This is a genomic window from Brachybacterium sillae, from assembly GCF_025028335.1.
Taxonomy (GTDB): Bacteria; Actinomycetota; Actinomycetes; order Actinomycetales; family Dermabacteraceae; genus Brachybacterium; species Brachybacterium sillae.
The window spans coordinates 32,847-59,087 of sequence record NZ_JAFEUW010000001.1 but is presented as its reverse complement, the minus strand read 5'-3'; the positions used below and the strand labels follow the sequence as shown (position 1 = coordinate 59,087).

Genomic DNA, 26,241 nt, shown 5'->3' with positions numbered 1-26,241 from the left:
CCGAGGAGGTGACTCAGGCGAGGAGCCTGCGGACGCTGCGCGCGATGCCGGCCGCGTCCAGGCCCGCCTGCTGCAGGATCGCCCCGCGCTTCGCATGCGGGATGAAGGTCTGCGGCACCCCGAGGGTGCGGATCGGCGGGGCCGGCCTGCGGCGGCTGGAGGCCGCAAGGATCTCCTGGGCGAGGGCCGCCCCGACGCCGCGGGAGGCCACCCCGTCCTCGATGGTGACGACCGCGCCGCTGCGCAACGCCAGATCCCGCAGCGCCGTGGGCACCGGGAGGATGGCCAGCGGGTCGACGACGAGCACGTTCCCGAGGTCGCTCAGGGTCTGCGCGGCCTCCACCACCTGATCGGCCAGGGCGCCGATGCTCACCAGCACCACGTCCGGGCCCTGCGCGTCGCCCTCGGCGGGCGCATCTCCGGCCAGAACGTCACCGGCGGGGATCCGCGCGAGGGCCGGCAGGTCCGGCGGGCACGCACCCTTGGGGAAGCGCACGATGCTGGGTCCGGGGGTCGCGAGTGCCGCGGGCACCGCCTCGGCCAGGCGCATGCCGTCGCGCGGCGCCCACAGGCTCAGACCCGGGATCTGCGCGGCGACCCCCAGATCCCACATGCCGTGGTGGCTGGGCCCGTCATCTCCGGTGATCCCGGCGCGGTCGAGGGTGATCGTCACGTCCTCACCGTGCAGGGCGATGTCCAGCAGCAGCTGGTCGAAGGCTCGATTGAGGAAGGTCGCATACAGCGCCACCAGCGGTCGCGCACCACCCTGGGCGAGGCCCGCCGCGGTGGCCAGCGCCGCCTGTTCGGCGATGCCGACGTCGATCACCCGCTCCGGCATCTCCTGCTGCATCGGGGTGAGACCCACGGGGTCGATCATCGCCGCGCTGACGGCGAGCAGGCGCTCATCGGCGCGGGCGGCCTCCAGCACAGCCTGCCCCAGGCAGGAGGTCCAGGTGCGGGCGGGAGTGGGTGCGGCGGTCGGAGGGGTGGTGTCGGCCTCCGGTTCGAGGTCAAGGCTGAAGGGGCCGGTGGCGTGCCAGTGGTCGAGCACGTCGTCCTCCGCCCTCGCGAACCCCATCCCCTTGCGGGTGAGGGCGTGCACCACCGGCACACCGCGATCCGGGTCCTCAGCGACCCGGCGGGCCTCGGCGAGGACCTCCGCCAGGGCGGTGAGGTCGTGGCCATCGACGGGGCCGAGGTAGGTCAGACCCCAGTCCGTGAAGGCATCGTCACCGGGGGGCACCTCCCCGCGGGAGAGGGCCTGCAGGTGCTGGGACATCCCGCCGATGGTCGGGGCGTAGGAGCGGGTGTTGTCGTTGAGCACCACCAGCACGCGGCTCGCGGGATCCCCGGCCAGGTCGTTCAGCGCCTCCAGCGCCACCCCACCGGTGAGGGCGCCATCGCCGATCACCGCGGCGGTGACACCGGGGCGGCCGGTCGCGCGCAGGGCGCGGTCACGGCCGTGCGCCCAGGCGAGGGACCCGGAGGCATGGGAGTTCTCGACCACATCGTGCTCGGACTCCCCGCGGTCGGGATATCCGGACACGCCCCCTGCGGTGCGCAACCCCTCGAGATCCGCCCGCCCGGTGAGCATCTTGTGCACGTAGGCCTGGTGGCCGGTGTCGAAGATCATCGCTTCCCGGGGCGAGTCGAGCTCGCGGTGCAGGGCGATCGTCAGCTCCACTGCACCGAGGTTCGGCCCGAGGTGCCCCCCGTGGACGGCACACACCTGCACGAGGCGGCGACGGAGGGTCCGCGCGAGCGCCGGGAGACGATCCGCCGGGAGGGCGCGCAGGGCGGCAGGATCGGTGGGAACGGGTTCGTCGTCCAGAGCCTCCGAGGGCACCGGGGCGTTCTCCGGGACAGTGCGCACGCGCGGGAGCCTCCTCGGTCTCGATGGCGGGACGCGATCAGACTACGGCGCCCTGACCTGTGGAGACGCGAAGGATGGTCACATCTGTGCAGATCTTCACGGGGCCTTTACCCCTCACCCGCCCCATCTGCACCGCAGTGCACAGTGTCCGCGCAATGGTGCATGCGGTCGCCCCGGCACCCCGCGCTTCGGACGGAGAACGGGGCACCGGGGCGAAGAGGCCCGGCGCCCATGCCGTCGGCCTCGACTCCGCACCCCACCCGGGTCAACCCAACACCCGGGCTGCCGCCGCACCTCGCTCAGACCAGGACGAACGCATGAGTTCGGACGACCCCGAACGATTTCATCGAACGATCGGGATCGTGATCACCGTGGGCCCCTCTCCGGAAGGAGGGGCGGTTCCTGCTGTCACCACGACCGCGACCGCGTCATGTCGCGCACTGCACACGCGGCACCGCCGCGGACCGACCGTCGCCCGGCTCCGACCGCTTGTACCATCGCCCTGGAGGGGCGCGATCCCGGGCAGCGCCCGAGGAACGCGGGTGTCCCCGTGGACATCCTCGTGGGAGAAGGGAGCCGGGGTTCGTGACGACTGATCGTCCCGCCGGTGACGACACCGGTCAGAGCTCCCCCTCGGACGCCAGCTCTCCGCCCCCAGCGGGCACTCCCTCCGAGCCGATCCCCGCCGACCCCCACAGCACCCCGGTCGAACACGACGCCACCTTCGACGCGCTGGTCGAGGACCTGCGTCAGCTCCGCGGCCTGGCGGGCCAGCCCTCCTACGCCGAGATCGCCCTGCGCGTGGGACAACTGCGGCGCAGCAGCGGTATCGCCGCCTACGCCTCCACTCCCTCCAAGAGCACGGTGTACGACGTCTTCCGGCCGGGACGGGCCCGTATGAACCCCGAACTGGTGCGGGATATCGCCGGGGCGCTCGGTGCGGAGGATCCACAGCAGTGGTATCGCCGGTGCGTACGGATCCTGGAACGGCGTGAGCTGCAGGCTATGCGCCAGGAGGGAGTGTCGTCCCCGGGATCCGTATCGACCGAGGCACTCGACCCGACTGAGCCGTCCGACAGCGCTCCCCTGCCGCCCGAGACCCCGGCACCCGTCACCCCGGCACCCGTCGCTCCTGCACCCGAACCCCCGTCCGACCTCCCGGCCGAGCGTGACGCCCGGAACGGACGGCGTGACCCGGCAGCCCTTCTGCGCTGGCCCGGCAGCGGACTGCTCCTGCTCGCGTCGGTGCTCCTGAATCTGGTCGGACTCTTCTTCACCCGGTTCACCGGGGTGCCGCTGCACCTGGACATGGTCGGCACCGGAGTCGCCGCGGTCACCCTGGGGCCCCTGGCCGGGATCGCGGTCGCGGTGGCGACCCACCTGGTCAATGCTGCCGTCTTCGGGATCGGTTCGCTGCCGTTTACCGCGGTGAGCATCGCCGGCGCCCTGGTGTGGGGCTACGGCGCCCGGTGGCTGCGCCGGCGTGGCAGCGAGAACCTCTGGCCCCTGCATCTGCTGGTGGCCCTGATCTCCACGGCGATCGCGGTCCCGATGATCCTCCTGCTCCTGGATGGCATCCAGAACCGTCCGCTGGTGTACCTGCAGGGGCTGATGCGGAACGTCACCCTGCCCGATGCCCTGACGGTCCTGATCCTGAACCTCAGTGTGTCCGTGCCGGACAAGATGCTCTCGGGCGTCATGGTCAGTGCGGTGTATTCCCACACCTCCGCCCCGCCGCCTCGCCCTGCGGATCCGGGCTCAGACTCCTTCCGCGGCGGGATTCTGCCGACCGCGGCCCAGGAGCCGGATCAGCTTCCCGCCCACGCCTGAGGGATCCGGCGGCACCCTTCCGGCCTCGAGGCTCCGAGCCCGAGGCCGGACCTCCGGTGGGCCGCACCCCTCCACCACGCCGGCAGACGCCCGTGACGCCGACAGACGCCCGAGGGCCCGGCCACAATTCCCTGTGGCCGGGCCCTCGGGCGCTTCAGCGGGTCAGGCCCGTGCGAGCGACCGCAGCACGTACTGCAAGATGCCGCCGTTGCGGAAGTAGTCTGCCTCACCGGGGGTGTCGATGCGCACCACGGCGTCGAACTCCACCGTCTCGCCGTTGTCCTTCGTGGCCGTGACGGTCACGGTCTTCGGCGTGCTCCCCTCGTTCAGCGTCGTCACCCCGCGCACAGCGAAGGTCTCTGTGCCGTCCAGGCCGAGCGATTCGGCGTTCTGGCCCTCGGGGTACTGCAGCGGCAGAACGCCCATGCCGATGAGGTTCGACCGGTGGATGCGCTCATAGCTCTCGGCGATGACGGCGCGCACACCCAGCAGCTTGGTGCCCTTGGCGGCCCAGTCGCGGGAGGAACCGGTGCCGTACTCCTTGCCGGCCAGCACCACGAGCGGCACACCCGCCTCGGCGTACGCCTGGGCGGCGTCGTACACAAACTCCTGCTCCCCGGTCAGGAAATTCCGGGTGTAACCGCCCTCGACTCCGTCGAGGAGCTGGTTGCGGATGCGGATGTTCGCGAAGGTGCCGCGGATCATCACCTCGTGGTTGCCGCGGCGGGAGCCATAGGAATTGAAGTCCTTGCGCTCCACACCATGCTCACGCAGGTACTGTCCGGCCGGGGAATCAGCCTTGATGGACCCCGCGGGCGAGATGTGGTCGGTGGTGGTGGAATCACCGAGCTTCAGCAGCACCCGGGCGCCCTCGATGTCGGAGACCGGCTCCGGTTCCATCCCCATGCCCTCGAAGTACGGGGGCTTGCGCACGTAGGTCGACTCCCCATCCCACGCGAAGGTCGCCCCCTCGGGGGTGTCGAGGCTGCGCCAGCGCTCGTCCCCGGCGAAGACGTCGGCGTAGTCCTTCTGGAACATCTCCTGGGTGATGTTCTCGGCGATGGTCCGCTCGACCTCCTCCGGGGTGGGCCAGATGTCCTTCAGGAACACCTCGTTGCCGTCGGCGTCGGTGCCCAGCGGGTCGGTCTCGAAGTCGAAGTCCATGGTCCCGGCCAGGGCGTAGGCGATGACCAGCGGCGGGGACGCCAGGTAGTTCATCTTGACGTCCGGGTTGATGCGACCCTCGAAGTTGCGGTTGCCCGAGAGCACCGCGGTGACGGCGAGGTCGCCTTCGGCGATGGCCTCGGAGATCTCCGGGGCCAGCGGGCCGGAGTTGCCGATGCAGGTGGTGCAGCCGTAACCGACGAGATGGAACCCGAGGGCCTCCAGATCGGGCCACAGGCCCGCCTTCTCGTAGTAGTCGGTGACGACCTGCGAGCCCGGGGCCATGGAGGTCTTCACCCACGGCTTGGCGCTCAGGCCCTTGGCCACGGCGTTGCGGGCCAGCAGACCGGCGGCCATCATCACCGACGGGTTCGAGGTGTTGGTGCACGAGGTGATCGAGGCGATCGCGACGATGCCGTGGTCGATCGTGAAGTCGTGGCCCGCGACCGCGGTCGGCTTCGAGGCGCGGCCGAGCTGTCCCGCCGTCGCGGCGGGCATCTCCACGGGGGCCTCACCGCCGCTGGAGTTGTCGGACTCCGGGGCGGCGGGATCGGAGGCGGGGAAGCTGCCCTCCTCGGCACCGACGGGCGCCTCGTCGGCGTGGTCCTCACCGGCGGCATAGGTCGGCAGGACCTTGCGGAAGGACTCCTTCGCCTCGCTGAGGACGATGCGGTCCTGCGGGCGCTTGGGGCCGGCGATCGACGGCACCACCGTCGACAGGTCCAGCTCCAGGTACTCGGAGTACCGCGCCTCGCGGGAGGGGTCGTGCCACAGGCCCTGTCGCTTGGCGTAGGCCTCCACCAGCGCCAGCTGCTGCTCGTCGCGTCCGGTGAGGCGCAGGTAGTCGACGGTCACGTCATCGATCGGGAAGATCGCGCAGGTGGAGCCGAACTCCGGGCTCATGTTGCCGATGGTGGCGCGGTTCGCGAGCGGCACCTGGGCCACGCCGTCGCCGTAGAACTCGACGAACTTCCCCACCACGCCGTGCCGGCGCAGCATCTCGGTGATGGTGAGCACCACGTCGGTGGCGGTGGCGGCGGCGGGGATCTCCCCGGTGAGCTTGAAGCCGACCACACGCGGGATGAGCATCGACACCGGCTGACCGAGCATCGCGGCCTCGGCCTCGATGCCACCGACACCCCAGCCGAGCACCCCCAGGCCGTTGACCATGGTGGTGTGGGAGTCGGTGCCGACACAGGAGTCGGGGTAGGCGCGCAGCACACCGTCGACCTCACGGGTCATGACGGCGCGAGCCAGGTACTCGATGTTGACCTGGTGGACGATGCCGGTGCCCGGGGGGACGACCTTGAAGTCGTCGAAGGCGCTCTGGCCCCACCGCAGGAACTGGTAGCGCTCCTGGTTGCGCTCGTACTCGAGCTCCATGTTGCGCTCGAGCGCGTCCAGCCGACCCGCGACGTCGATCATCACGGAATGATCGATGACCATCTCCGCGGGGGCCAGGGGGTTGATGCGGTTCGGGTCCCCACCAAGCTCCTCCATCGCCTCGCGCATGGTCGCCAGGTCCACCACGCACGGCACACCGGTGAAGTCCTGCATGATCACGCGGGCGGGGGTGAACTGGATCTCCGTGTCGGGTTCGGCCGACGGGTCCCAGGAGCCGAGCGCACGCACGTGATCGGCGGTGATGTTGGCACCGTCCTCGGTGCGCAGCAGGTTCTCCAGCAGCACCTTGAGGCTGTAGGGAAGCTTCTCGTGGCCCTCGACGGCGTCGAGGGCGTAGATCTCGTACTCGGTGTCACCGACGCGCAGCTGCTGCTGGGCGCCGAACGAGTTGACCGTGCTCACGGGGTCTCCTTCGGTCGGGGATGCATCCATCGTAGGTCGCTGTGGCCGGGGTCACCGTGCAGGCTCACGCTCCGCGCCACCCCGCGCCCCGGATCTCTTGATATCAAGATATCACGGCGTGCCAGGTCCAGGGCGTGCCCGGCGCACGGCGTGCCCGGTGCAGGGCGTGCCCGGTGCACGGCACGTCCGGCCAGGGCGTGCTCAGTGGGAGGTGCGCTCCAGCACGGTCACCGTCTCCAGGTGGTGGGTGTGCGGGAACAGGTCGACGGCCCGCAGATCCGTCACCCGCCAGCCGCGCTGCTCGGCGGTGACGAGGTCCCGCACCAGGGTGCTCGGTTCGCAGGAGACGTACACGATGCGATCCCGCACCAGGTCGGTGAGCACCTCCATCAGTTCCCTCCCAGCCCCGGCCCGCGGGGGGTCCAGCACCACCCGGTCGGGCGCTTCGGCCTGGGCGCGGGCCCAGGCGGTGGCATCACCGTGGGCGGCCTCGGCGGTCGCGAGGTCCTGCAGGTTCTCGGCGGCGAGCGCGGAGGCCCGCCGGTTGCCCTCGACGGTGAGGACCCGGCCGGCGGTGCCCACCTGATCGGCCACCAGCGCGGCGAACAAGCCGACGCCGCCGAAGAGATCCCACACGCGGTCGCCGTCCTGCGCGCCGAGCACGGTGCGCACGTGGTCGCCGAGGAAGCCGGCCGCGGCACGGTGGACCTGCCAGAACCCGGTGGCGGCGACCCGGAAGCCGCGCTCCCCCACGCGTTCGCGGACCATGCCGTCACCGCGCAGGGGGACGAGACCCTTCGCGGTCTGCACACTGACATCCGCGCCGTCCCAGTCGCGCGGGATGTCGAGGCCGTGGGGAGCCAGCTCCCGCCCCACCAGCACCAGGGAGACGGGACTGTCGCTCGGGGCCGCGACGTCGATGGCCTCGACCCCGCCCGGGCCGGTCCACTCCCCCAGCGTGAGGGCACTGATCGCCGGGGCCGACAGCGGCGTCCCACCGACGGGGCGGACCTCGTGGGAGCGCCACCCCCGCATGCCGACGCGGCCGTGGCTGTCGACGGCGAAGCGTTCGCGGGTGCGGGTGCCCAGGCCGTCGTGGTCACCGGGGGCCGGTTCCACCTGGACATCGTCGATCTCGACACTGTGCACGCCGGCGCGGCGCAGCAGGTCCTGGAGCACCTCGGTGGCCAGCCGCCGCTGGGCGGGCAGGGCGATGTGCGCCCACTCGGCCGCTCCGACACCACCGAATCCGGCCTCGGGCCACACGGAGGGGACACGGTCGACGCTCGCCTCGAGCACCTCGACGGTCTCGGCGCGCCAGAACCGGGCATCGGCGGCGTCCCGGGGGTCCTCCAACAGACGCGCGATGACGGTCTCCCCGGGGGCGGCGCCCCGCACGAACACGACCCGGCCCTCGTGGCGGGCCACGAAGGTGCCCCCCGCGGCGGGCGCACCGACGGTGAGGGTGAGGAGGCGGCCCGCGGCCGCGGCGTCGGCGACGTCCTGGGGGGAACTCACCGGGGGACCTCCTTCGTGGTGGGGACGGATGTGCGCGACTGGGTGCGCGTTCGCCCCACGACGTCCTGCGCGCTGCCGAGCTGCCAGGGGACGCTCGTGACCACCACGCGGGGCAGATGCGTCAGCCGGTCGGCCAGACGGCGCGCCGCATGGTTGTGCAGGGCGGCCTCCCACCAGTGTCCCACGATGAACTCGGGGATATACACGACGACGACGTCGCGCGGATTGCGAGCCAGCAGGGTGCTCACATAGGCGAGGACGGGCCGGGCGAACTCCCGGTACGGCGAATGGACGATCCGCAGGGGGATCTGCACCCCGACCGTCCGCCAGCGTTCGGCGAGAGCCTCGGGGTCGGTGTCATCGTGCACGGCGACGGCCTGCAGCGAGGAGTGCCGGGCGGCGGAGGCGACGGCGAGGGCACGCATCACCGGCTGGTCGAGGGAGGCGACCACCACCAGGGCGTGCGAGCGGGAGGGGTGGGCGCCGGCGGCGTCGAAGTCGTCCCCCAGGCTGAGCTCCTCGTCGACGGCACGATAGTGGCGGTGCACCAGTGTCATCAGCACGAACAGCAGCGCCATCACCGCGAGCGCCACCCAGGCGCCCTGCAGCAGCTTGGTGACCAGCACCGTCACCAGCACGGCGGTGACGAGGACGAAACCGACGGCGCTGGTGACACGCCCGGCCGCGAGGGCCCGACGCTCCCCCGCTCGCACCGACAGGCGCAGACGCCGCTGGTAATGACGGACCATGCCCAGCTGTGAGAGGGAGAAAGACAGGAACACGCCGACGATGTACATCTGCACCAGCAGGGTGACGCTGGCACCGGTGGCCCAGATGAACAGGGCGGAGGCGACGGCCAGCAGGACGATGCCGTTCGAGTAGGCGAGGCGGTCACCGCGCACCCTCAGCTGCCGCGGTAGATATCCGGCGCGGGCGAGGACACTGGCGAGGTTCGGGAAACCGTTGAAGGCGGTGTGGGCGGCGAGGAACAGCACCACACCGGTGACGGCGGAGACCAGGAAGAACATCGGCCCGGTGGGTGTGTACACGGCCTGGGCGATCTGCGCGATGACGGGGACCTGCACCAGGCCGGTGGCGGGGGCCCCGTCGATCCGCAGCTGGGTGGCGGGATCCGCGACCAGCTGCACACCGGTCGCGCGCGCGAGCAGCACGATGCCGAGCATGAGGGCGGAGGAGAGCGTCCCCAGCAGCAGCAGGGTGAGCGAGGCGTTACGGATCTTCGGCGGGCGGAAACTCGGGACCCCGTTGGAGATGGCCTCCACTCCGGCGAGGGCCGCGCAGCCACTGGTGAAGGCCCGCAGCACCAGCAGCGCGCCCCCGAGCGCCGTGAGTCCCGTGTCGAGCTCCGGGCTGGGGACGATCTCGTAGGCGGCGCTGGGGGCGGTGTCGAGGGTGCCGAGCATGGACTGCACGGCACCGACCACCAGGGTCAGGCCCACGACGCCCATGAACACATACACCGGCACGGCCAGCAGGCGGCCGGACTGCTTCACACCGCGCAGGTTCAGGACGGTGAGCACCGCCAGCAGCACCAGGGCGGTGGGCACCTGATGCTGCTCGACGAGGGGCAGGGCACCGGCGGCGTAGGCGCTGGCCTGGGAGATCGACACGGCGACGGTGAGGATGTAGTCGACCAGCAGCGCGGACCCGACCACGCGGGCCGCTCCCCCGCCGAGGTTGCGGCGCACGACGGCGTACTCCCCGCCCCCGCCGGGATACTCCCGGATGATGTTGGTGTTGGTGGCGACCACGACGGCCAGCACCACCACCACGGCGAGCGCCACCCAGGGGCTGACGGCGTACGCCGCCACCCCCGCGAGGGCAAGGGTCACGAGGATCTCGTCCGGGGCGTAGGCGACGGAGCTGAGGGCGTCGGCGGCGAAGGTCGGCAGTGCGATGCGCACCGGGAGACGCTCCCGGGCCAGCTGAGCACTGGAGTACTTGCGGCCGAGCACCACGCGCTTCAGGGCGGGGGCGACATCGGGCACGCCCCTAGCCTAGGGCGCGCGGGCCGGGGGTCGGACTAGGGTGGGAGCGCCCGCTGCCTGCGCGGGTGCGCGTCGGATGCGTTGCGTCTGGTTCCGTGCGCGGTGCCCATCGGAAGGAGACCCCGGTGCACTTCGTGATCCTCGGCTGTGGCCGGGTGGGATCCCTGCTGGCGCGGAGGGTCGATGCCGAGGGGCACTCCGTGGCGGTGATCGACCAGGATCCGGATGCCTTCGAACGGCTGGGGGACGACTTCCGCGGGTCGACGGTGGTCGGCATCGGTTTCGACCGCGACACCCTGGACCGGGCGCGGCTGCGGGAGGCTGCAGGGTTCGCGGCGGTCTCCAGCGGTGACAACACCAACATCATCGCCGCGCGGATCGCGCGGGAGCAGTACGAGGTGCGGCATGTGGTCGCCCGGATCTATGACCCACGGCGCGCCGAGGTGTACGAGCGATTGGGGATCGCCACCGTCGCGACGGTGCGGTGGACGACGGCGCAGGTCATGAGCCGTCTGCTGCCCGGTCGCCCCAACCGTGAGTACCAGGATGTCTCGGGGCTGGTGACGATGGTCTCGATCGCTCCCGAGCCCTCCTGGGTGGGGGTGCCGGTGGCGGAGTTGGAACGTCGGACAGGGGCGCGTCTGGTGCATCTGACCCGCGACGGGGAGGGCCGCCTGCCGACGGCGGATTCACGGGTGCAGGACGGTGACCTGTTGCATGTCGCGGCCGCCACGGAGGACCTCTCACGCGTCGAGTCGATGCTCAGTCACCCGCGGGAGGACCAGGCGGAGGAGACGCTGTGAGGATCGTGGTGATCGGGGCGGGCGCCGTGGGACGCTCGGTGGCGCGGGAACTGCTGGCCAAGGGCCATCGGGTGGCCCTCGTGGATCGCGACGCCGATGAGGCGCGGCGGGCGAAGGTGCCGGAGGCGGAGTGGTTCCGGGGGGATGCCGCCGAGCTGCATGTGCTCGCCGACGCCCGGTTGGAGACCGCCGAGGTGATGGTCGCCGCGACCGGCGACGACAAGGTGAACCTGGTGGTGAGCCTGCTGGCGCGCACCGAGTTCGGGGTGCCGCGCACGGTGGCCCGCGTGAACCATCCCGCGAACGAATGGATGTACGACAGCACCTGGGGTGTGGACGTCGCGGTGTCGACACCCAGGATCATGACGGCCCTGGTGGAGGAGGCCGTGTCGGTGGGGCGGGCTGTCCCGCTGTTCTCCTTCGCCGGGTCGAGCACGCGCATGCTGGAGATCACTCTCCCCGATGCGAGCCCGATGGTCGGCCGGACCGTGGGCTCGGTGCCCTGGCCCTCCCGCTGCGTGCTGGTGGGGATCATCCGCGACGGGCAGCCGCAGGCGCCGACCCGGCACGATGTGCTGGAGGCCGACGACGAGCTGCTGTTCCTGGCGACGGTGGATGACACCACCCGGCTGGAGCGGTTGCTGGTGCCGGAGGAGGTGGAGGCCAGCACGGATGCTCTTCCGGTGCTGCGGCGCAGCGAGATCGAGGAGCCGCCCGAACCGGTGGCGTGAGACCCAGGTGCGGGAGCGTCAGGGCTGCCGGTCGCCGCGGCGCAGCAGCAGGGTGCGGTGCATCATCCAGATGATCCACACCACCAGTGCGAAGAGGGGCAGCCCCATCGCGAGCTTCGCGGTGCCGAGTGCCGCCACACTGCCCGACAGATACAGGGGCAGCTGCACGGCGAGTTTGAGCGCGTACAGACCGGCCATCACCAGGGTGGCGCGGGTGTAGGTGCGCCGCGCCTCCGGATCCTCGGCCCAGTCCGCCACCCGCGGGTCCAGCACCGCGATCACCAGCGCGACCAGGGGGCGTCGCACCGCGACCGAGATCAGCAGGATGGCCAGGGTGACCGCGTTGATCACCAGACCGGGGGCGTAGAAGTCGGTGCCCTGCCCGGAGCGCAGCGCCCACACGGCGCCGAGCGCCACCCCGAGCAGACCACCGATCGCGGAACCGAGGGGTTCGCGGCGGACCGCCCGGATGATGAGAGCCAGCAGCACCACAGCCCCGGCGGCGATCGCGGGCACCGTGATCGTGCCGGTGATCAGGAACAGCACCACGAAGATCAGCGTGGGCAGCACCGATTCGGCCACGCCCTGCCACCCGCCGACAGCGGCGGCGACGGAGAACCGGTCATCCTCGACGGCGGCGCCGAGCCCGTGGCCCCTGCCGGGGCCGCGCCCCTCGGGCCGGTCCGTCTGGTGGCCCCGGGAGGGCGACGGAGGAAGGGCGCTCATCGCTCCTCCTCGCCCGGCACCCCGAGGATCTCGTAGCGCGGGTTGTACATCACGCGGGAGTGACCGCGCAGGGCGGCGAAGCCCTCCACGGCGATGCGGGAACCGGGCCCCAGCCCGGTGATGCGTTCGCGTCCCAACCACACCACCGTGATGGTGCCGGTGCCGTCGGTGAGGTCGATCTCCACCGAGGGCGGCGCCCCGGCGGGCTGGACCACCTGGGAGCTGACGAATCCCAGCAGTCGCACCTTGCGCCGATCGCGCACGTCGGTGACGACGTCGTACCCGTGGCGTCGGGCCTCCTCACGTGCCTGTTCGGCGTCCAGCACGTCGCTGGAGGCGAAGGCGTGGCGCAACCGGTCCAGCAGACGATGCGCCCCCGGGGCGGTGGAGCGCGTCATCCGATCTCCGTGATCTCGGGGCCACGAGCCAGGGGGTCCAGGGGGCCGACGCCCTCACGCTGCACCAGACCGGGCCGCGCACCGGGCAGGTGCAGCGGGATCAGCTCCTGCGGGGCCATGGCCTCCCGGCCGCGCACCACCACGAGATGGGAGATCAGGTTCTCGAAACGCGCCGCCGCGTCGGCGTCCTGCACGGCAGGACCCGTGAGCACCGCACGCAGCAACCAGCGCGGCCCGTCGACGCCGAGGATCCGCGCGGGCCGGTACCCGGCGCGGCCGTCCGGACGATGCGCGGGCAGACGGGCGAGGAGCTCCTGCCCATAGGCACCCTCGCGCTGCTCCGCGGTGCCACCCTGCTCCCGGATGCTCTGTGCGAGGGTGCGGCGCACCTCCTCCCACAGCCCCCGGCTGCGGGGGGCGGCGAAGGCCTGCACCTGCAGGGCCGAGCCGTCCATGATCAGGTTCGCCCCGGTGACGGTGCGGCTGCGCTGGTCCATCTCGAGCCGCAGTTCCAGACCGTCGACGAGCGGCACCTGCAGGCCGCCGAGGTCGATGCGGTCCCGGTCGGGGGCGTCGGCCTCATCGTACGGGCCCTCGCCGGCCTGGGAGAGGTCCACGGCCGCAGCGCGCAGACCCGCGGTCGGGTCGCCGCCCTCGACGGGCGCGGTGGGCGCGGGCTCTGAGGCCACCGTGTCCACCGCGGGCGACGGCGTGGTCGAGGACGTCGTGGGAGTGGGGTCGGGGTCAGTGGTGCCGTCGGTCTCGGGACGACGTCGCGAGAACAGTCCCATCAGTGCACCTCCGTCGCGGCGAGTGTGCCGGTGGAGCCGAAGCCGGCTGCGGCGCGCGTGGTCTCGGTGAGTTCGGCCACCGCTGTCGGCTGCGGCAACAGCACCGGCATCACCAGCAACTGGGCGATCCTGTCCCCGCGACGGATCGTCGCGCCGACCCGCTGGTCCGTGTTGATCAGGGCGACCCTCAGCTCTCCGCGGTATCCGGCATCCACCACCCCGGGGCCGTTCAGCACGGTCACACCGTGTCGGGCAGCGAGACCCGATCGGGGGCACACCAAACCGACGGTGCCCTCCGGCAGGGCCACCCGCACGCCCGTGCCCACCAGGGCCCGACCGCCGGGAGGGAGCTCCACATCCTCGGAGCTGGTGAGATCCAGTCCGGCGTCATCGGCATGCGCGCGGGACGGCATCACCGCGCCGTCCTCGAGGACGACGGGCAGTTCGACGACGGCCGCGGGGCGCGGTGGCCGGACGGCGGTGTCCACGCTGTGGTCATCACTGTGCATGCGCTCCACCCTAGGGCCATCAGCGGCGGGCGGCCTGGGTGCTACGTGGGACGATGGCCTCATGACCGACACCGCCCGTGACCGCACCGCCTCCGCCGTCTACCGGGAGCGCCTGTCCCCCGGTGCGTTCGCGCTACTGGTGGCGGCGTTCTTCGGGGCCTCCCTGGGGGTGCTGCTGGTGCCGCTGTCGGCGGTGGCGGCAGGGATCGTGGCGCTGCTGGGTGCGGTGCTGGTCCCTGCTGCTCTCGTGGCCACCAGCCCTGTGGTGGAGGTGACGGATGAGCGCTGGCGGGTGGGGCGGGCACAGATCGACCGTGGCCTGCTGGGTGCTCCGCAGACCCTCGAGGGTGCGGACTGGGACCTGGCCATGGGACCCGGGTTCGCGCCGAGGGAGTTCCACTGCACGCGCGGGTGGATCCGCGGCGGCATTCGCGTACCGCTCGAGGATCCCCGCGACCCACATCCCGCCTGGGTGGTCTCCAGCCGCCACCCGGACCGGTTGGCGCGGGCGCTGAGCACCGAGGACGACGCCTCCACCGCCTGAGGCCGCCCCGGAACGACACAGCGCCGCCCCGGTTCCGGGGCGGCGCTGTGTGAGGGATCGGGGGTGCGGTGCGCTCAGGCGGCGCACTCCTTGCAGATGATGAGGTTGCCCTCGACGTGGTCGATCTGGCTGCGGTGCTTCACCAGGAAGCAGGAACCACAGGTGAACTCGTCGGCCTGTCGCGGAAGCACCCGCACCGACAGCTCCTCGTTGGACAGATCGGCACCCGGGAGCTCGAACCCGTCGGCGGCCTCTGCCTCATCCTCGTCGACGGTCGGGTTCGCCGCCTCGTTCCGCCGACCCTTGAGCTCCTCGATGGAGTCCTCGGAGGTGTCGTCGTCGTTCTTGCGCGGGGCGTCGTAGTCAGTGGCCATGAAGGGCGTCCGTTCTCCATCCTCGTCGTGCCCCAGGGAATGCCGTTCCCCTGCTGCGCAACGGTCTCCTGGGCGGAATGCGGCGAGATTATTGCACTGCCCCCAGCCGGCGGCCAAGCGGTCTACCGGGGTGTTCGCCCAGGGCGCATCCACGGCCCCCCACTATGATCGATCCGTTCGCCCACCGGACGCCCAGGGAGGGACAGCGAATGCGAGAGCTCGAGCTCGAGGGGATCCACGACGACGGGGACCACGTCATTCTGCGGGACTCCGACGGCGAGACCTACGCGCTGCGGATCGATGAGGCCCTGCGCGCCGCCGTACGTCGTGACCGCCCGGCGCTGGGGGCTCTGCGCGCCGAGTCCGCCGGGCCGCTGCGGCCCCGTGAGATCCAGGCGATGCTGCGCTCCGGCCACACCGCCGAGGAGATCGCCGCAGCCCGCGAGATCGACATCGAGCACATCCGCCGCTATGAGGGGCCCGTTCTCGCGGAGCGACGGTTCCTGGCCGAACGGGCACAGCGTTTCGCGGTGGGTCGCGGCGGGGGCCCGACCCTGGGGCAGATCGTCACGGAACGTCTGCGGGCCCGCCAGGCGGACCCCGACGTGCAGTGGGATGCGTGGCGGCATGACGACGGCACCTGGACGGTGCAGCTGCGCTTCGCGGCCGGCGGCCGGGAGCGCGAGGCGCACTGGCGGGTCGACCCGCCGTTGCAGAGCGTCGCGGCGTCCGATGACGAGGGCCGCTGGCTGATCGACGATGACGAGCCGCTGCCGCAGCCGCACCGCGCGCGGGGGCGCCTGTCGGCGGTGAAGTCCGCCGTGTATGACGTCGAGGCCGACGGTGACATCGAGGGGCAGCGTCGGGGCCTGGGCGCCGCCGCTCCGGACGGGCGCGGTCGTCGCCCCGCCGATGTGGGTGGCTCCGCTCCCCGCGCGGACCGAGGGCAACGCTCCGCGCAGCATCCGTCCACCTTCGGGGAGGAGGACCTGGACGCTCTCAATGCTCGGCGCGGTCTGCGCCCCGTCCCGGTGACACCGACCGAGGACGACCCGGACGAGCCGGTGTGGGAGAGCCTCGAGGACACCGCGGACGAGCTCACCGGGCGGTCGGGGGCGACGGCCGGGGACGACCCGGCAGGCGGCTCCGCGAGCGGTTCGGCGGATGAGGAGGCTCTGCGCGAGCACGACTGCGAGGACCTCGCCGCGGAGGAGGACGACCCGGAGCTCGTGGATCCCGACCGGGACCCCGCCGAGCTGGCCGACGAGCGCACGGCGGACGAGCGGGACGACCGGTACCGCGACGAGGGGTACGTCGAGGGCGAGTCCGCTGACGAGGATGACCCGGACGCCGTCGGCGACGCCGCGGTGGCGACGGATGACATCGACGGCGGCCATGGCGCGCCGCAGCGCGACGGGGAACGATCGCCGCGTCTGCGGACCGTTCCCGGGCCGCGTCGGCCCGAGGATCCCCTCCCCTCCGCGGAGGACACCATCGAGCTGACGCCGCTGCCCGGGTTCGACGAGGAGCGCTCGGGTTCGGCCGCGGCGCAGGACGGTGAGGACGGCAGCGACCAGGACTCCGGGACGGACCGCCCTGCGGCGCAGCAGCCGACGCGCGGCCGCCGCGGCGGCAAGGACGGTCGCAGCACCCGCAGCAAGGGCTCCAAGCGCGCGAGCGTGCCCAGCTGGGACGAGATCGTCTTCGGCTCGCGCCACGACTGACGCCCATCACGCCCGGGTCCTCGGCTCCGCCCCTCGGCGGCGCTGGTCCGAGCCTGCGTGACCCGGGCGCCTGGGCGCCCCGGGGTCAGACGACGGTGCGGACGAGGGGGATCGCGAGTTCCCGGGCCGTCGGTGCACCGTGCACGCCGATCTCCGGGGGTGCGGTGCGCGGGGCGAGGCGGCTGTGCGCCACCGTGGCGTGGCGTGTCCCCAGCAGCAGCAGGTCCGGGACGCGCGCCGTGAGCTCGGGGGTCATCGACGTCCCGCTGGGTCCGTAGAGTCCCATCCGGAGCAGCTGGGGGCGCGGCACGGCCCGTAGCAGGCCCTGGGTGCGTTCCTCGATGCGGGCGCCGATCGCTGCGGCCTCCTGCGGATGCTGCAGTCGCAGCCCGAGCGCCCGGGGATCCCCGGCGACCGCGCGGAGGCGTCCGTCGAGCTCCGGCCAGGTGGCGAGGTCCACCCGCTGATCGTCACGGGCGTCGACCATGCCGTGGTCGGCGGTGATGGTGACGCGGGTGCCGGTGGGCAGGACCCGCAGCAGCGCGGCGAGGGTCGAGTCGGCCCCTTCGAGGGCTTCGCGCCACTGACGGGAGGCGACGCCGTGCCCGTGTCCGGCGTGGTCGACCTCCGTCAGGTGCACCAGCAGCAGCCCGTCATCGCCGGCGTGGCGGACCGCCGTGCGCACCGCGTCCAGCACCTGGTCCGGGCGGCGGTGCGTGACGATGTCCCACCCGCGGTAGGCGGCGCGGGTGAAATGGCTGCCGTCGTGGCGACGCGGCCCGACGTGGACGGCGCGGCGGGCAGAGCGTTCCGCGAGGCCGGACACCGGGATCCAGGTGTCGGGGTCGACGTCGTCGGCACCGGTCAGCTGTGAGACCGCCCGGTCCTCGTGCGGGTGCAGGCCGGTGTAACCGAGCACGCCGTGCTCGAGCGGGCTGCGGCCGGTCAGCAGCGTGGCCATGGCGGAGGCGGTGGTCGCTGGGGCCGTGGTGGTGACGGCGGTGGACTCGTCGGTGAGGCGTCGCAGCGTCGGGGTGAGGGAACGGTGCTCCTGCAGCAGCCGTGCCCCCAGACCGTCGACCAGCACCACCACGTCGCGGCCGGTCACGGACGGCTCCCCTGCGGCTGCCGCGACGTCGCGGGGAGGCAGCAGCGGCGTCAGCAGGTCTGCGACCCCCGGGCGCGTCGTCGCCGACCAGAGGGCCCGGGGGTCCTCCGCCCGGTCTCCCGGGGGTGACGGGGGAAGCAGCAGGTCCAGGTCGTCGGTGGCGGGATCCAGGGCGGGGTGCGGCACGGGCTCGGGATGGGTCACGGGACGGGTCACCGGACTCAGCCCTCGAACTCCTCGAGCGCATCGGACAGGCGCGCGTGGAAGGCGAGGGCGTTGCGCACGGCCTCGTCGCCATCGGCCCGGGCGCTGATGCGCAGGGCGAGGTCCGCCGGGGTGGAGGTGCCGGTGTATCCGTGGTCGGCCTGGCACTGCGGGTCGTCGCAGTAGGCCCGTTCCATGTCGATGCGGCGGGCGCCCCGCCAGGAGATGCCGAGTGTCACCTCCGCCTCGGTGCCGCGCACCCGTTGTCCGTCGGTGTCGAACACCTGCGACAGGCCCACCATGTCCACGCGGGAGAGGCGCACCCGGTCGGTGGTGGCCACCACCTGGCTGGGGTTGAGTTCGTCGGCGAGCTCATCGTCCAGGTGGGACATGATCAGGTGGCGGTCGGTGAGCACCAGCACGGTCAGGTGCCGGCGCAGTTGGTCGCCGTCGAAGGTCGCCTCCGGCCGCACCAGGTGGGCCAGCACCCGAGCGCCCCGCAGGGACTGGGTGAGGCTCGCTGCGGCGGTCTGGGGGAAGTACCCGGCGTGTTCCAGGTCCGCCATCAGGTCCGGCGGCAGCGCGCCGTCGAGGGTGCGTCGGTCGGCACCGGAGGAGTCGCTGGTCATGGGGCCAGTGTCCCACGGGCCCGGGTGACGGGGAGGTCGCCCACCGGGCCTTCGCGCAGGGCGAAACCCCCTGTCGATGCTCTCCCCCAGGGGTCGGACGCCCGGGCACACCCCCGATCTCTCAGCGGGTGACACGCCCGGTCACCCGCGCGACGGGGCGCCGTGTCAGGCGCCGAGTGTGCGCCGCACCCCGTCGCTGCGGTTCGGGGCCGGGGCAAGGCGGGCCCGCGCCCCCACCACATGCACCCCGGTGGTCGCCACCACCACGGGATACAGCTCCAGCAGGGCCAACTCCGGCACCGCGTCGGCGAGCAGCCCCACCCGGATCACCAGATCCCTCAGGGCCTCGACATCGGCCGGGGGCAGGCCCCGCACCCCCTCGAGACGGCGGGAGGAGCGCGGTTCGCGCACCAGACGGGCGGCCTGCTGTTCGGTCAGCGGCGGGGTCGCGTAGGCGATGTCGTCGAGCAGTTCCGTCGCATCCCCCGCCACGGAGAACGCGATCACCGGACCGAGGGACGGATCCTCGGTGGAACGCACCACCACCGGCACCCCGGGGGGAGCCATCCGCTGCACCGTGAACGGGGCGTCCGAGAACGCGAGATCCCGCTGCATGGCCTCGACGGCGTGCCGCAGCTGCACCGCATCGGGGATGCCCAGCCGTACCCCACCGAGGTCCGCCCGATGCCGCAGCACCGGGTCGGTGCTCTTGAGCGCCACCGGGTATCCGATCTCTGACGCCCCGGCGAGAGCCTGCTCGATGTCGCCCGCCGGGCGGGAGACCACGAGCTCCAGCCCCACGGCCGCCAGCAGCGTCGTGAGCTCCTCCTCGCCCATCTCGACCGGTCGGCCGTGGCTGCGGTCCAGGGCCTGCTCGACCAGCCGCCGGGCGCCCCGCAGGTCCGTGTCCTCGCGGGAGGCGGGATCATCACCATCGTCGGGTCGGCGGCGGGCACGCAGCGCCCCCGCAGCCGCCCGCACCGCACGCGCCGGGGTCGCGTGCACCGGCGGCAGCTGCAGGTCATCCCGGACGGTCTGAAGCACCGGGGCCCGCGATCCGAGGTCCGTCACCAGGGCGATCACCACCGGGACGCCGGAGCCGCGGGCGATCCGGCCGATGCTGCGGACCATCGCCTCCAGGTCCTCCCCCAGCGGATCGAGGACCCCGACCACCACCAGATCCACGTCACCGGTGGCGGCAAGGCCGGTGAACGCCCGCTCCACCAGGCGGGGCTCCCCCGCCAGCGGCACATCGCGACGTTCCTTCACGACCTGCAGGCCGTGGACCTCCGCGGCACCGCGCAGCGAAGCCCCCAGAGCCGGGGAGTTCGACAGCAGACCCACCCGGGGGCCGGTCGGCACCCCCTGCCGGGCGATCATCTCCAGCACATCGGTGAACTCGTCGATGTCCCCGGTGCGCACCACCCCGGCGGCGTCGAGCACCTGGTCCATGGCGCGGCGGGGAAGGTCGGAGGTCCTCACCGTGTGCCCGGGCGGCGCGGCGGAGCCGAGGCTCGGGGGCCGCAGCACCACGAGGGGCCTCTGCGCCACCATCCGGCGGGCGATCCGCGCGAACTTGCGGGGGTTGCCGAGGGATTCCAGGACGGCACCGACCACGTCGAGGTCATCGGCATCGATCCACCGTTGCAGGCAGTCGTTGACGGACACGTCGGCGCGGTTGCCGCTGGCGACCATCTCCCGCACCCCGAGGCCGCGGGCGTCGGCGGCGGCCAGGGCCATCGCCGCCAGGGGGGTCGACTGCACGGCCAGGGCGATCGGCGCCGGCCGCGGCATCCGCGGAGAGAGCGACAGGTTCAGAGGATCCTCACCGGTGCGCAGCACCCCGAAGGAAGCGGGCCCCAGCAGTCGCATGCCCCACCGTCGGGCGCGGGTGGTGAGCTCCCGCTGCAACGCGATGCCGTCCTCCCCCGCGTCGGCGAAGCCGTCGGTGGGGACGATCAGCGCGCCCACGCCGGCGCGGCCGCAGTCCTCGACCGCATGCACGCACCGTGCCGGGGCGAGCGCCAACACCGCCACATCCACCGGCCCGGGCACGTCGCTGATGCGGCCGTAGGTGTTCAGCCCCATCACCTCCAGGTCGTCGCGGGCGACGACATGCACAGCGCCGTCATAGGCGGAGTCGACGAGGGAGCGCAGCAGACGATGGGCGAGGGACCCGTCCCGGATGGAACCGCCGACGACCAGCACGGAGCGGGGCTGCAGCAGCCGTTCCACAGCGCGGGCTTCCGCCCGGTGCTCCCGCTCTGCCATCACCGCGCGGGACCGCTGGGTGGGGTCAATGCGGAATTCGACCATCACCACACCATCGTCGTAGGCACGGCGCACGTCGTACCCCGCCTCGGTGAAGGTGTTCAGCATCCGGGTGTTCTGCGGCAGGACCTCCGCGGTGAAGACGTGGATACCGCGTTCACGAGCGGCGGCGGCCAGGTGCTCCAGCAGGATCGACCCCAGGCCCTTGCCCTGGTGGTGATCGGAGACGTTGAAGGCGACCTCCGCCTCGTCCTCGCCGACGGCGTCATAGCGGGCGACACCGACGATGGCGTCGCCGATCAGCGCGACCAGCGCCACCCTGCGATCGTGGTCGACGTGGGTGAAACGAGTGAGCTCCCGCTCCGACAGTCGCGGCATCGGGGCGAAGAACCGCAGGTACCGGGACTGCTCGGATTGCGCGACGTGGAAGGCCTGCAGAGCATCGGCGTCAGAGGGGCGGATCGGCCGCACATGCGCAGCGGTGCCATCGGCCAGGCCGATGTCGGCCTCCCAGTGGGCCGGGTACGGCGGGGCCGTCCGAGAGGGCTCCGTGCGCTCTGCCATGTCCGAAGCCTAGCCCGAAGCCCGGTCCGCACCTCCGCAGCCGCCACCGGGGGCGCCCCGGCCGGGTGGGCGACGCCGCAACCCCGCCCGCGCCGTGATACCGCAGGCGGGGCCGGGGATACGGCAGGATGGCGGACATGGCCCGATCCCGCAGCACGAGCACGCCCTCCGACGGAGCGCCGCAGGAGCATCACGACGGCACCGTCGTCGACGTCGACGTCACCAGCGAGATGGTGAGCTCGTTCCTCGAGTACGCCTACTCGGTGATCTACTCGCGGGCCCTGCCGGATGCACGCGACGGCCTCAAGCCGGTGCAACGGCGGATCCTCTACATGATGGACGACATGGGTCTGCGACCCGACCGCGGGCACGTGAAGAGCCAGCGGGTCGTCGGCGAGGTGATGGGCAAGCTCCACCCCCACGGTGACTCCGCCATCTACGACGCCCTGGTGCGCATGGCGCAGGACTTCTCCATGCGGCTGCCACTGGTGGACGGGCACGGCAACTTCGGGTCGCTCGACAACGGGCCCGCCGCCGCCCGATACACCGAGGCGCGGCCCGCCCCGGCGGCCACCCTCATGACGGACTCCCTCGAGGAGGACGTCGTCGAGATGGTCCCGAACTACGACAACCAGCTGCTGCAGCCCGACGTGCTGCCCGCGCAGTTCCCGAACCTGCTGGTCAACGGCGCCAGCGGCATCGCCGTGGGCATGGCCACCAACATGCCGCCGCACAATCTGGTGGAGGTCATCGCCGCCGCCCGTCACCTCATCACCCACCCCGAGGCGGATCTCGAGGACCTCATGCGGTTGGTCCCCGGGCCGGACCTGCCCACCGGCGGCCGGATCGTCGGCCTCGACGGGGTGCGTGACGCCTACCGCACCGGTCGCGGGTCGTTCCGCATCCGCGCCACCGCCCGGATCGAGAACATCACCAGCCGCCGCAAGGGCATCGTCGTGACGGAGCTGCCGTACCTGGTGGGGCCGGAGAAGGTGGCCGAGAAGCTGCGCGACGCCGTGCAGGCCAAGAAGGTGCAGGGCATCAGCGACTACCAGGACCTCACCGACCGCCACCACGGCCTGCGCCTGGTGATGACGGTGAAGTCCGGGTTCCAGCCGGAGGCGGTGCTGGAGCAGCTGTACCGACACACCCCGATGGAGGAGTCCTTCGGGATCAACAACGTGGCGCTGGTGGACGGCCAGCCCCGCACCCTCGGCCTCAAGCAGCTGCTGGAGGTGTTCGTCCGGCACCGCCTGGAGGTGGTGCGGCGCCGCACCGAGCATCGTCTGCGCACCCGCCGTGACCGCCTCCACCTGGTCGAGGGACTGCTGATCGCGATCCTCGACATCGACGAGGTCATCCAGATCATCCGCAACGCGGACGACGCCGAACGCGCCCGCACCGCCCTGATGAGCGCCTTCGACCTGAGCCAGACGCAGGCCGAGTACATCCTGGAACTGCGGCTGCGGCGCCTGACGAAGTTCTCCCGCCTGGAACTGGAGGGCGAGCGGGACGACCTGCGGCGGGAGATCGAACGGCTCGAGGAGATCCTCGGCTCCGACGAGGTGCTGCGGCAGGTCGTCTCCGACGAGCTCGCCGATGTCGCCGCCGCCCATGGCACCCCCCGGCGCACTGTGCTGCTGGAGGCCGGGGCCGCACCCGCACCCGTCACCCAGGGGGCGGAGATCCCCGACGAACCCTGCCGGGTGCTGCTCACCGGCACCCGCCTGGTGGCGCGCGCCGCCGGGGACGACGCGCTGGCACGCGAAGGGGGCCGCTCCGCCCACGACGTGGTGGTGGCGGAGGTCCTCACCCGCACCCGCTCCACGGTCGGAATCGTCACCTCGCGCGGCCGGATGCTGCACCTGCCGGTGGTCGACCTGCCCGCTCTCGCCCCGACCGCCGAACCGCCGTCTCTGGCGGGCGGTGCCCGTCTCGACGACCTGCTCACCCTGGAGAAGGACGAACGGGTGATCGGCATGGTCCGCGTCGCCCCCACGGACCTGGAACGCGGCGGAACCCTGGCCCTGGCCACCCGCCGCGGCGTCGTCAAGCGCGTCACCCCCGACTATCCCCGCACCGACGGCTTCGAGGTGATCGCCCTCAAGGACGACGATGAGGTGATCGGAGCGGTCGACCTCGACCCGGAACGGATCGACGCCGACAGCGGCGACGTCGACCTGGTGCTCATCACCACCGACGCCCAGCTGCTGCACTTCCCGGCCGCCGGGGTGCGACCCCAGGGGCGCGGCGCCGGCGGCGTGGCGGGTGTGAAACTCGCCGACGGCGCCCACGTCCTCAGCCTCGCCGCCCTCGACGTCACCCGCCCGGCGGAGGTCGTCACCATCGCCGGATCCTCCGGGGCCCTGCCGCTGGCGCAGACCGGATCCCTGAAGGTGACCGCCCTCACGGAGTACCCGGCCAAGGGCCGCGCCAGCCAGGGGGTGCGCTGCCACCGCTTCCTGCGCGGCGAGGACGTGCTGATCGGCGCCTGGACGGTGGCGTCACCGGCGCGGGCCTGCTCCGCCGCCGGTCAGCCCGTGGACCTGCCACCCCCGGTGGGGCGGCGTGACGGCTCGGGCACCCCCGTGGCCGTCCCGATCGCGGCCGTGGGATGAGCCCCTCCGTCCGTGTGCAGCCCCTCACGACGGCACGCACCGAAGACACCGCCCTCGCTCTCGCGGGGGTCGGCGCCGCCGCCGGTGTCGTCGTCGGGCTGCTGACGCTGCGCGGCACCTCCCCGCTGTTCGGGGAGGGATCGATCGGGCAGGCCGCTGCTCTGTCCGCCGCGGGGACCTCGCTGCTGGTCGCGGCCGGGGTGCTGTGGGTGCTGACGCCGCGCACCCAACCGTGGCTGCGTCGTCTGCACCCGCTGCACCGGGGGTGGACGGTGTTCGGACTGGCGGTGCTGCACGCGGCGCTCGCCCTGATGGTCACCTCCGCACTGTTCGCGGTGTTCCAGCAGGCGTTCCGCGGGGTTGCCCTGGATCCGATGGCCAGCACGTTCTGGGTGGCGGCGGCCTCCGCCGCAGCGGCGTACCTCACCGCCTCCAGCGCCGCCGAGATGACCACCCGCTCCCTGTCCTCCCTGCTGGTGATGTTCGCCGTGACCGGGGCGCTCGCCGCGGCGCTGCTGGCCCCGGATCCTCGCTGGTGGGAGTCGTACTTCTCGATCCTGGGCACCGGCACCGGCGGTTCCCGGGTGGCGTTCAACCTGACGCTGCTGCTGACCGGCCTGGTGTTGGTCACCGTCGGCGAGTTCCTCGCGCATGACCTCGCCGTGTGGGCCGACGCCACCGGCGAGCGGCGATGGAAGGTCCATGTGGTGCGCTGGACGCTGCTGCTGCTCGGGGTGCTCATCGTCGCCGTGGGGCTGATCACCGTGGACCGGGCGAAAGCCTGGCATGACGGCGCCGCCCACGCGCTCATCCTGGTGTTCGTGGTCGCCCTGCTGGGGTTCCCCGTGCTGTTCCGTCGCTTGGCACGCAGCTTCCTGGTGGTGACCATGGCGACGCTGCTGACCATCGCGGTGGCGCTGTGGCTGTGGGAGGGCGTCGGCTACCTGAACACCACAGCCTTCGAGATGGCCGCCGGAGTGACCGTCTTCGCGTGGCTGCTGCTGTTCATCCGCACCGTCACCGCGGCGGCGCAGCAGGTGCAGGCCCCCTCAGCGGCCCCCCTAACAGCCTCGAACGCCACCCCACGGCACCTCTCCCCCGCCGGTTCCGCGACCACGGACCCGGCGCGGGCCCGGACCGACGATGGCACGATGGGGGCATGAGCACCGCATCCGCCGCCCCCGCCGAGCTCCCCCTGCCGCCGTCCGTGCACCGCGAGGACCGGGACGACGCACCGATCCTGCGGATCGACACCCCCGCCGCCTCCGCCGTGGTGCACCTGGACGGGGCGCAGATCTCGAGCTGGGTGCCGCAGGGGGCACGCGACGTGCTGTGGACCAGCCCCACCTCGCTGGCGGGTCCCGGCCGCTCCCTGCGCGGCGGGATCCCGCTGATCGGCCCGTGGTTCGGCCCCGGCCGCGACGGCCGCACCACCCCCAAGCACGGCTGGCTGCGCACCCACCGGTGGGAGCTGCGCGAGGCCGAGGAGATCGCCGGCGGCGGCGTGCAGCTGCGGCTGGTCCTCGACAGCGCCGACCCGTCGGGGTCGGGTATCACTGCTGCGGTGGAGTTCCACATCGGCGCGGACCTGGCCGTGGACCTCACGGTGACTGCGGGCAGCACGCCGCTGGAGCTGGAGACCGCCCTGCACACGTACCTGGCCGTCGGTGACGTCCGCAAGATCGCGGTCGAGGGCCTGGGCGGCGCCTCCTACCTGGACAACACCCGCGACCTGGCCCGGCTGCGGCAGGACGAGCCGACCCTGCGGCTGGAGGGACCCACCGACCGCGTCTACGAAGCCTCCGGGCCGGTGGAGGTGCACGACCCGCTGCTGGGTCGCACCCTTCGGGCGCACTCGCGGGCGTCCTCCCGCACCGTGGTGTGGAACCCGTGGGCCGAGGGCGCGGCCGCGATGGTCGATGTCCCGCCCGATGCGTGGACCGATTTCGTGTGTGTGGAGACGGCGGTGGCGAAGGACGGGTTCGTGGCATTGGCACCGGGAGCCTCGCACACCCTCGGTGCCACCTACGAGGTCATCGCCGACTGA

General features: G+C 72.4%; 20 protein-coding genes. 8 read left to right on the top strand and 12 right to left on the bottom strand.

Translation table 11 applies throughout. The annotated features are described in order from the left end of the window. Window positions 1-13: 13 nt before the first annotated feature. Entirely contained in the window at window positions 14-1,873 is a 1,860-nt protein-coding gene (locus JSY14_RS00255) for a 1-deoxy-D-xylulose-5-phosphate synthase (RefSeq protein ID WP_259556735.1), read from the bottom strand. A 585-nt stretch (window positions 1,874-2,458) separates the two neighbouring features. Here JSY14_RS00255 and JSY14_RS00250 point away from each other — a divergent pair. Continuing rightward, complete coding sequence (locus JSY14_RS00250; protein ID WP_259556734.1) at window positions 2,459-3,703, top strand: LytS/YhcK type 5TM receptor domain-containing protein; 1,245 nt, start codon at window positions 2,459-2,461, stop codon at window positions 3,701-3,703. Between the two features lie 162 nt (window positions 3,704-3,865). On the opposite strand, the gene JSY14_RS00245 is transcribed toward JSY14_RS00250, so the two are convergent. The 3 genes from JSY14_RS00245 to JSY14_RS00235 all read right to left on the bottom strand — a co-directional run bounded on the left by JSY14_RS00245 (window position 3,866) and on the right by JSY14_RS00235 (window position 10,200). Further along, window positions 3,866-6,703 carry an aconitate hydratase gene (locus JSY14_RS00245; RefSeq protein ID WP_259556733.1) on the bottom strand — a complete coding sequence of 946 codons (2,838 nt, stop codon included), beginning with the start codon at window positions 6,701-6,703 and terminating at the stop codon, window positions 3,866-3,868. Window positions 6,704-6,874: 171 nt separating this feature from the next. After that, a complete protein-coding gene (locus JSY14_RS00240; protein ID WP_259556732.1) occupies window positions 6,875-8,191 on the bottom strand; it encodes a class I SAM-dependent RNA methyltransferase in 1,317 nt (438 codons plus the stop codon). Further along, a complete protein-coding gene (locus JSY14_RS00235) occupies window positions 8,188-10,200 on the bottom strand; it encodes an APC family permease (RefSeq protein WP_259556731.1) in 2,013 nt (670 codons plus the stop codon). The genes JSY14_RS00240 and JSY14_RS00235 overlap by 4 nt, the downstream gene beginning before the upstream one ends. A gap of 125 nt (window positions 10,201-10,325) precedes the next feature. Here JSY14_RS00235 and JSY14_RS00230 point away from each other — a divergent pair, with 125 nt between their 5' ends. Together JSY14_RS00230 and JSY14_RS00225 are read left to right on the top strand one after the other, a co-directional pair. Further along, the gene (locus JSY14_RS00230; protein ID WP_259556730.1) at window positions 10,326-11,003 is read left to right on the top strand and encodes a potassium channel family protein; all 678 of its coding nucleotides are present in this window, start codon (window positions 10,326-10,328) and stop codon (window positions 11,001-11,003) included. Continuing rightward, window positions 11,000-11,734, top strand: coding sequence for a potassium channel family protein (locus JSY14_RS00225; RefSeq protein WP_259556729.1), 735 nt, complete (start codon window positions 11,000-11,002; stop codon window positions 11,732-11,734). Before JSY14_RS00230 ends, JSY14_RS00225 begins: the two co-directional genes overlap by 4 nt. An 18-nt stretch (window positions 11,735-11,752) precedes the next feature. On the opposite strand, the gene JSY14_RS00220 is transcribed toward JSY14_RS00225, so the two are convergent. The 4 genes from JSY14_RS00220 to dut are packed head-to-tail and all read right to left on the bottom strand — an operon-like array spanning window position 11,753 to window position 14,158. Continuing rightward, a complete protein-coding gene (locus tag JSY14_RS00220; protein ID WP_259556728.1) occupies window positions 11,753-12,460 on the bottom strand; it encodes a DUF3159 domain-containing protein in 708 nt (235 codons plus the stop codon). Then, window positions 12,457-12,858 carry a single stranded DNA-binding domain-containing protein gene (locus tag JSY14_RS00215; RefSeq protein ID WP_259556727.1) on the bottom strand — a complete coding sequence of 134 codons (402 nt, stop codon included), beginning with the start codon at window positions 12,856-12,858 and terminating at the stop codon, window positions 12,457-12,459. The genes JSY14_RS00220 and JSY14_RS00215 overlap by 4 nt, the downstream gene beginning before the upstream one ends. Continuing rightward, entirely contained in the window at window positions 12,855-13,649 is a 795-nt protein-coding gene (locus JSY14_RS00210; protein ID WP_259556726.1) for a DUF3710 domain-containing protein, read from the bottom strand. The genes JSY14_RS00215 and JSY14_RS00210 overlap by 4 nt, the downstream gene beginning before the upstream one ends. Beyond that, entirely contained in the window at window positions 13,649-14,158 is a 510-nt protein-coding gene (dut, locus tag JSY14_RS00205) for a dUTP diphosphatase (protein ID WP_259556725.1), read from the bottom strand. Before dut ends, JSY14_RS00210 begins: the two co-directional genes overlap by 1 nt. Window positions 14,159-14,219: 61 nt before the next feature. Here dut and JSY14_RS00200 point away from each other — a divergent pair, with 61 nt between their 5' ends. Further along, window positions 14,220-14,702 (top strand): DUF3093 domain-containing protein, encoded by a 483-nt coding sequence (locus JSY14_RS00200; protein ID WP_259556724.1) that lies wholly within the window; start codon window positions 14,220-14,222, stop codon window positions 14,700-14,702. Window positions 14,703-14,776: 74 nt separating this feature from the next. On the opposite strand, the gene JSY14_RS00195 is transcribed toward JSY14_RS00200, so the two are convergent. Then, on the bottom strand, window positions 14,777-15,076 hold the full coding sequence (locus JSY14_RS00195) for a DUF4193 domain-containing protein (RefSeq protein WP_259556723.1): 300 nt from the start codon (window positions 15,074-15,076) through the stop codon (window positions 14,777-14,779). 209 nt (window positions 15,077-15,285) lie between these two features. Between JSY14_RS00195 and sepH the strand changes: the two genes are divergently transcribed. Further along, window positions 15,286-16,800, top strand: a complete 1,515-nt coding sequence (gene sepH / locus JSY14_RS00190) for a septation protein SepH (protein ID WP_259556722.1) — start codon at window positions 15,286-15,288, stop codon at window positions 16,798-16,800. Window positions 16,801-16,885: 85 nt separating this feature from the next. Here the strand turns inward: sepH and JSY14_RS00185 are convergent, their stop codons facing one another. The 3 genes from JSY14_RS00185 to JSY14_RS00175 all read right to left on the bottom strand — a co-directional run bounded on the left by JSY14_RS00185 (window position 16,886) and on the right by JSY14_RS00175 (window position 21,576). After that, the gene (locus JSY14_RS00185) at window positions 16,886-18,124 is read right to left on the bottom strand and encodes an alkaline phosphatase family protein (RefSeq protein ID WP_259556721.1); all 1,239 of its coding nucleotides are present in this window, start codon (window positions 18,122-18,124) and stop codon (window positions 16,886-16,888) included. A 5-nt stretch (window positions 18,125-18,129) separates the two neighbouring features. After that, window positions 18,130-18,741 (bottom strand): DUF5998 family protein, encoded by a 612-nt coding sequence (locus JSY14_RS00180; protein ID WP_259556720.1) that lies wholly within the window; start codon window positions 18,739-18,741, stop codon window positions 18,130-18,132. A gap of 165 nt (window positions 18,742-18,906) precedes the next feature. Then, window positions 18,907-21,576 carry a GNAT family N-acetyltransferase gene (locus tag JSY14_RS00175; protein WP_259556719.1) on the bottom strand — a complete coding sequence of 890 codons (2,670 nt, stop codon included), beginning with the start codon at window positions 21,574-21,576 and terminating at the stop codon, window positions 18,907-18,909. A gap of 137 nt (window positions 21,577-21,713) precedes the next feature. On the opposite strand from JSY14_RS00175, the gene JSY14_RS00170 reads away from it, so the two are divergent. The 3 genes from JSY14_RS00170 to JSY14_RS00160 are packed head-to-tail and all read left to right on the top strand — an operon-like array spanning window position 21,714 to window position 26,241. Continuing rightward, window positions 21,714-24,194, top strand: a complete 2,481-nt coding sequence (locus JSY14_RS00170) for a DNA gyrase/topoisomerase IV subunit A (protein WP_259556718.1) — start codon at window positions 21,714-21,716, stop codon at window positions 24,192-24,194. Then, window positions 24,191-25,357: a hypothetical protein gene (locus tag JSY14_RS00165; RefSeq protein ID WP_259556717.1), complete on the top strand. Its 1,167-nt coding sequence runs from the start codon at window positions 24,191-24,193 to the stop codon at window positions 25,355-25,357. Before JSY14_RS00170 ends, JSY14_RS00165 begins: the two co-directional genes overlap by 4 nt. After that, a complete protein-coding gene (locus JSY14_RS00160) occupies window positions 25,354-26,241 on the top strand; it encodes a D-hexose-6-phosphate mutarotase (RefSeq protein ID WP_259556716.1) in 888 nt (295 codons plus the stop codon). The genes JSY14_RS00165 and JSY14_RS00160 overlap by 4 nt, the downstream gene beginning before the upstream one ends.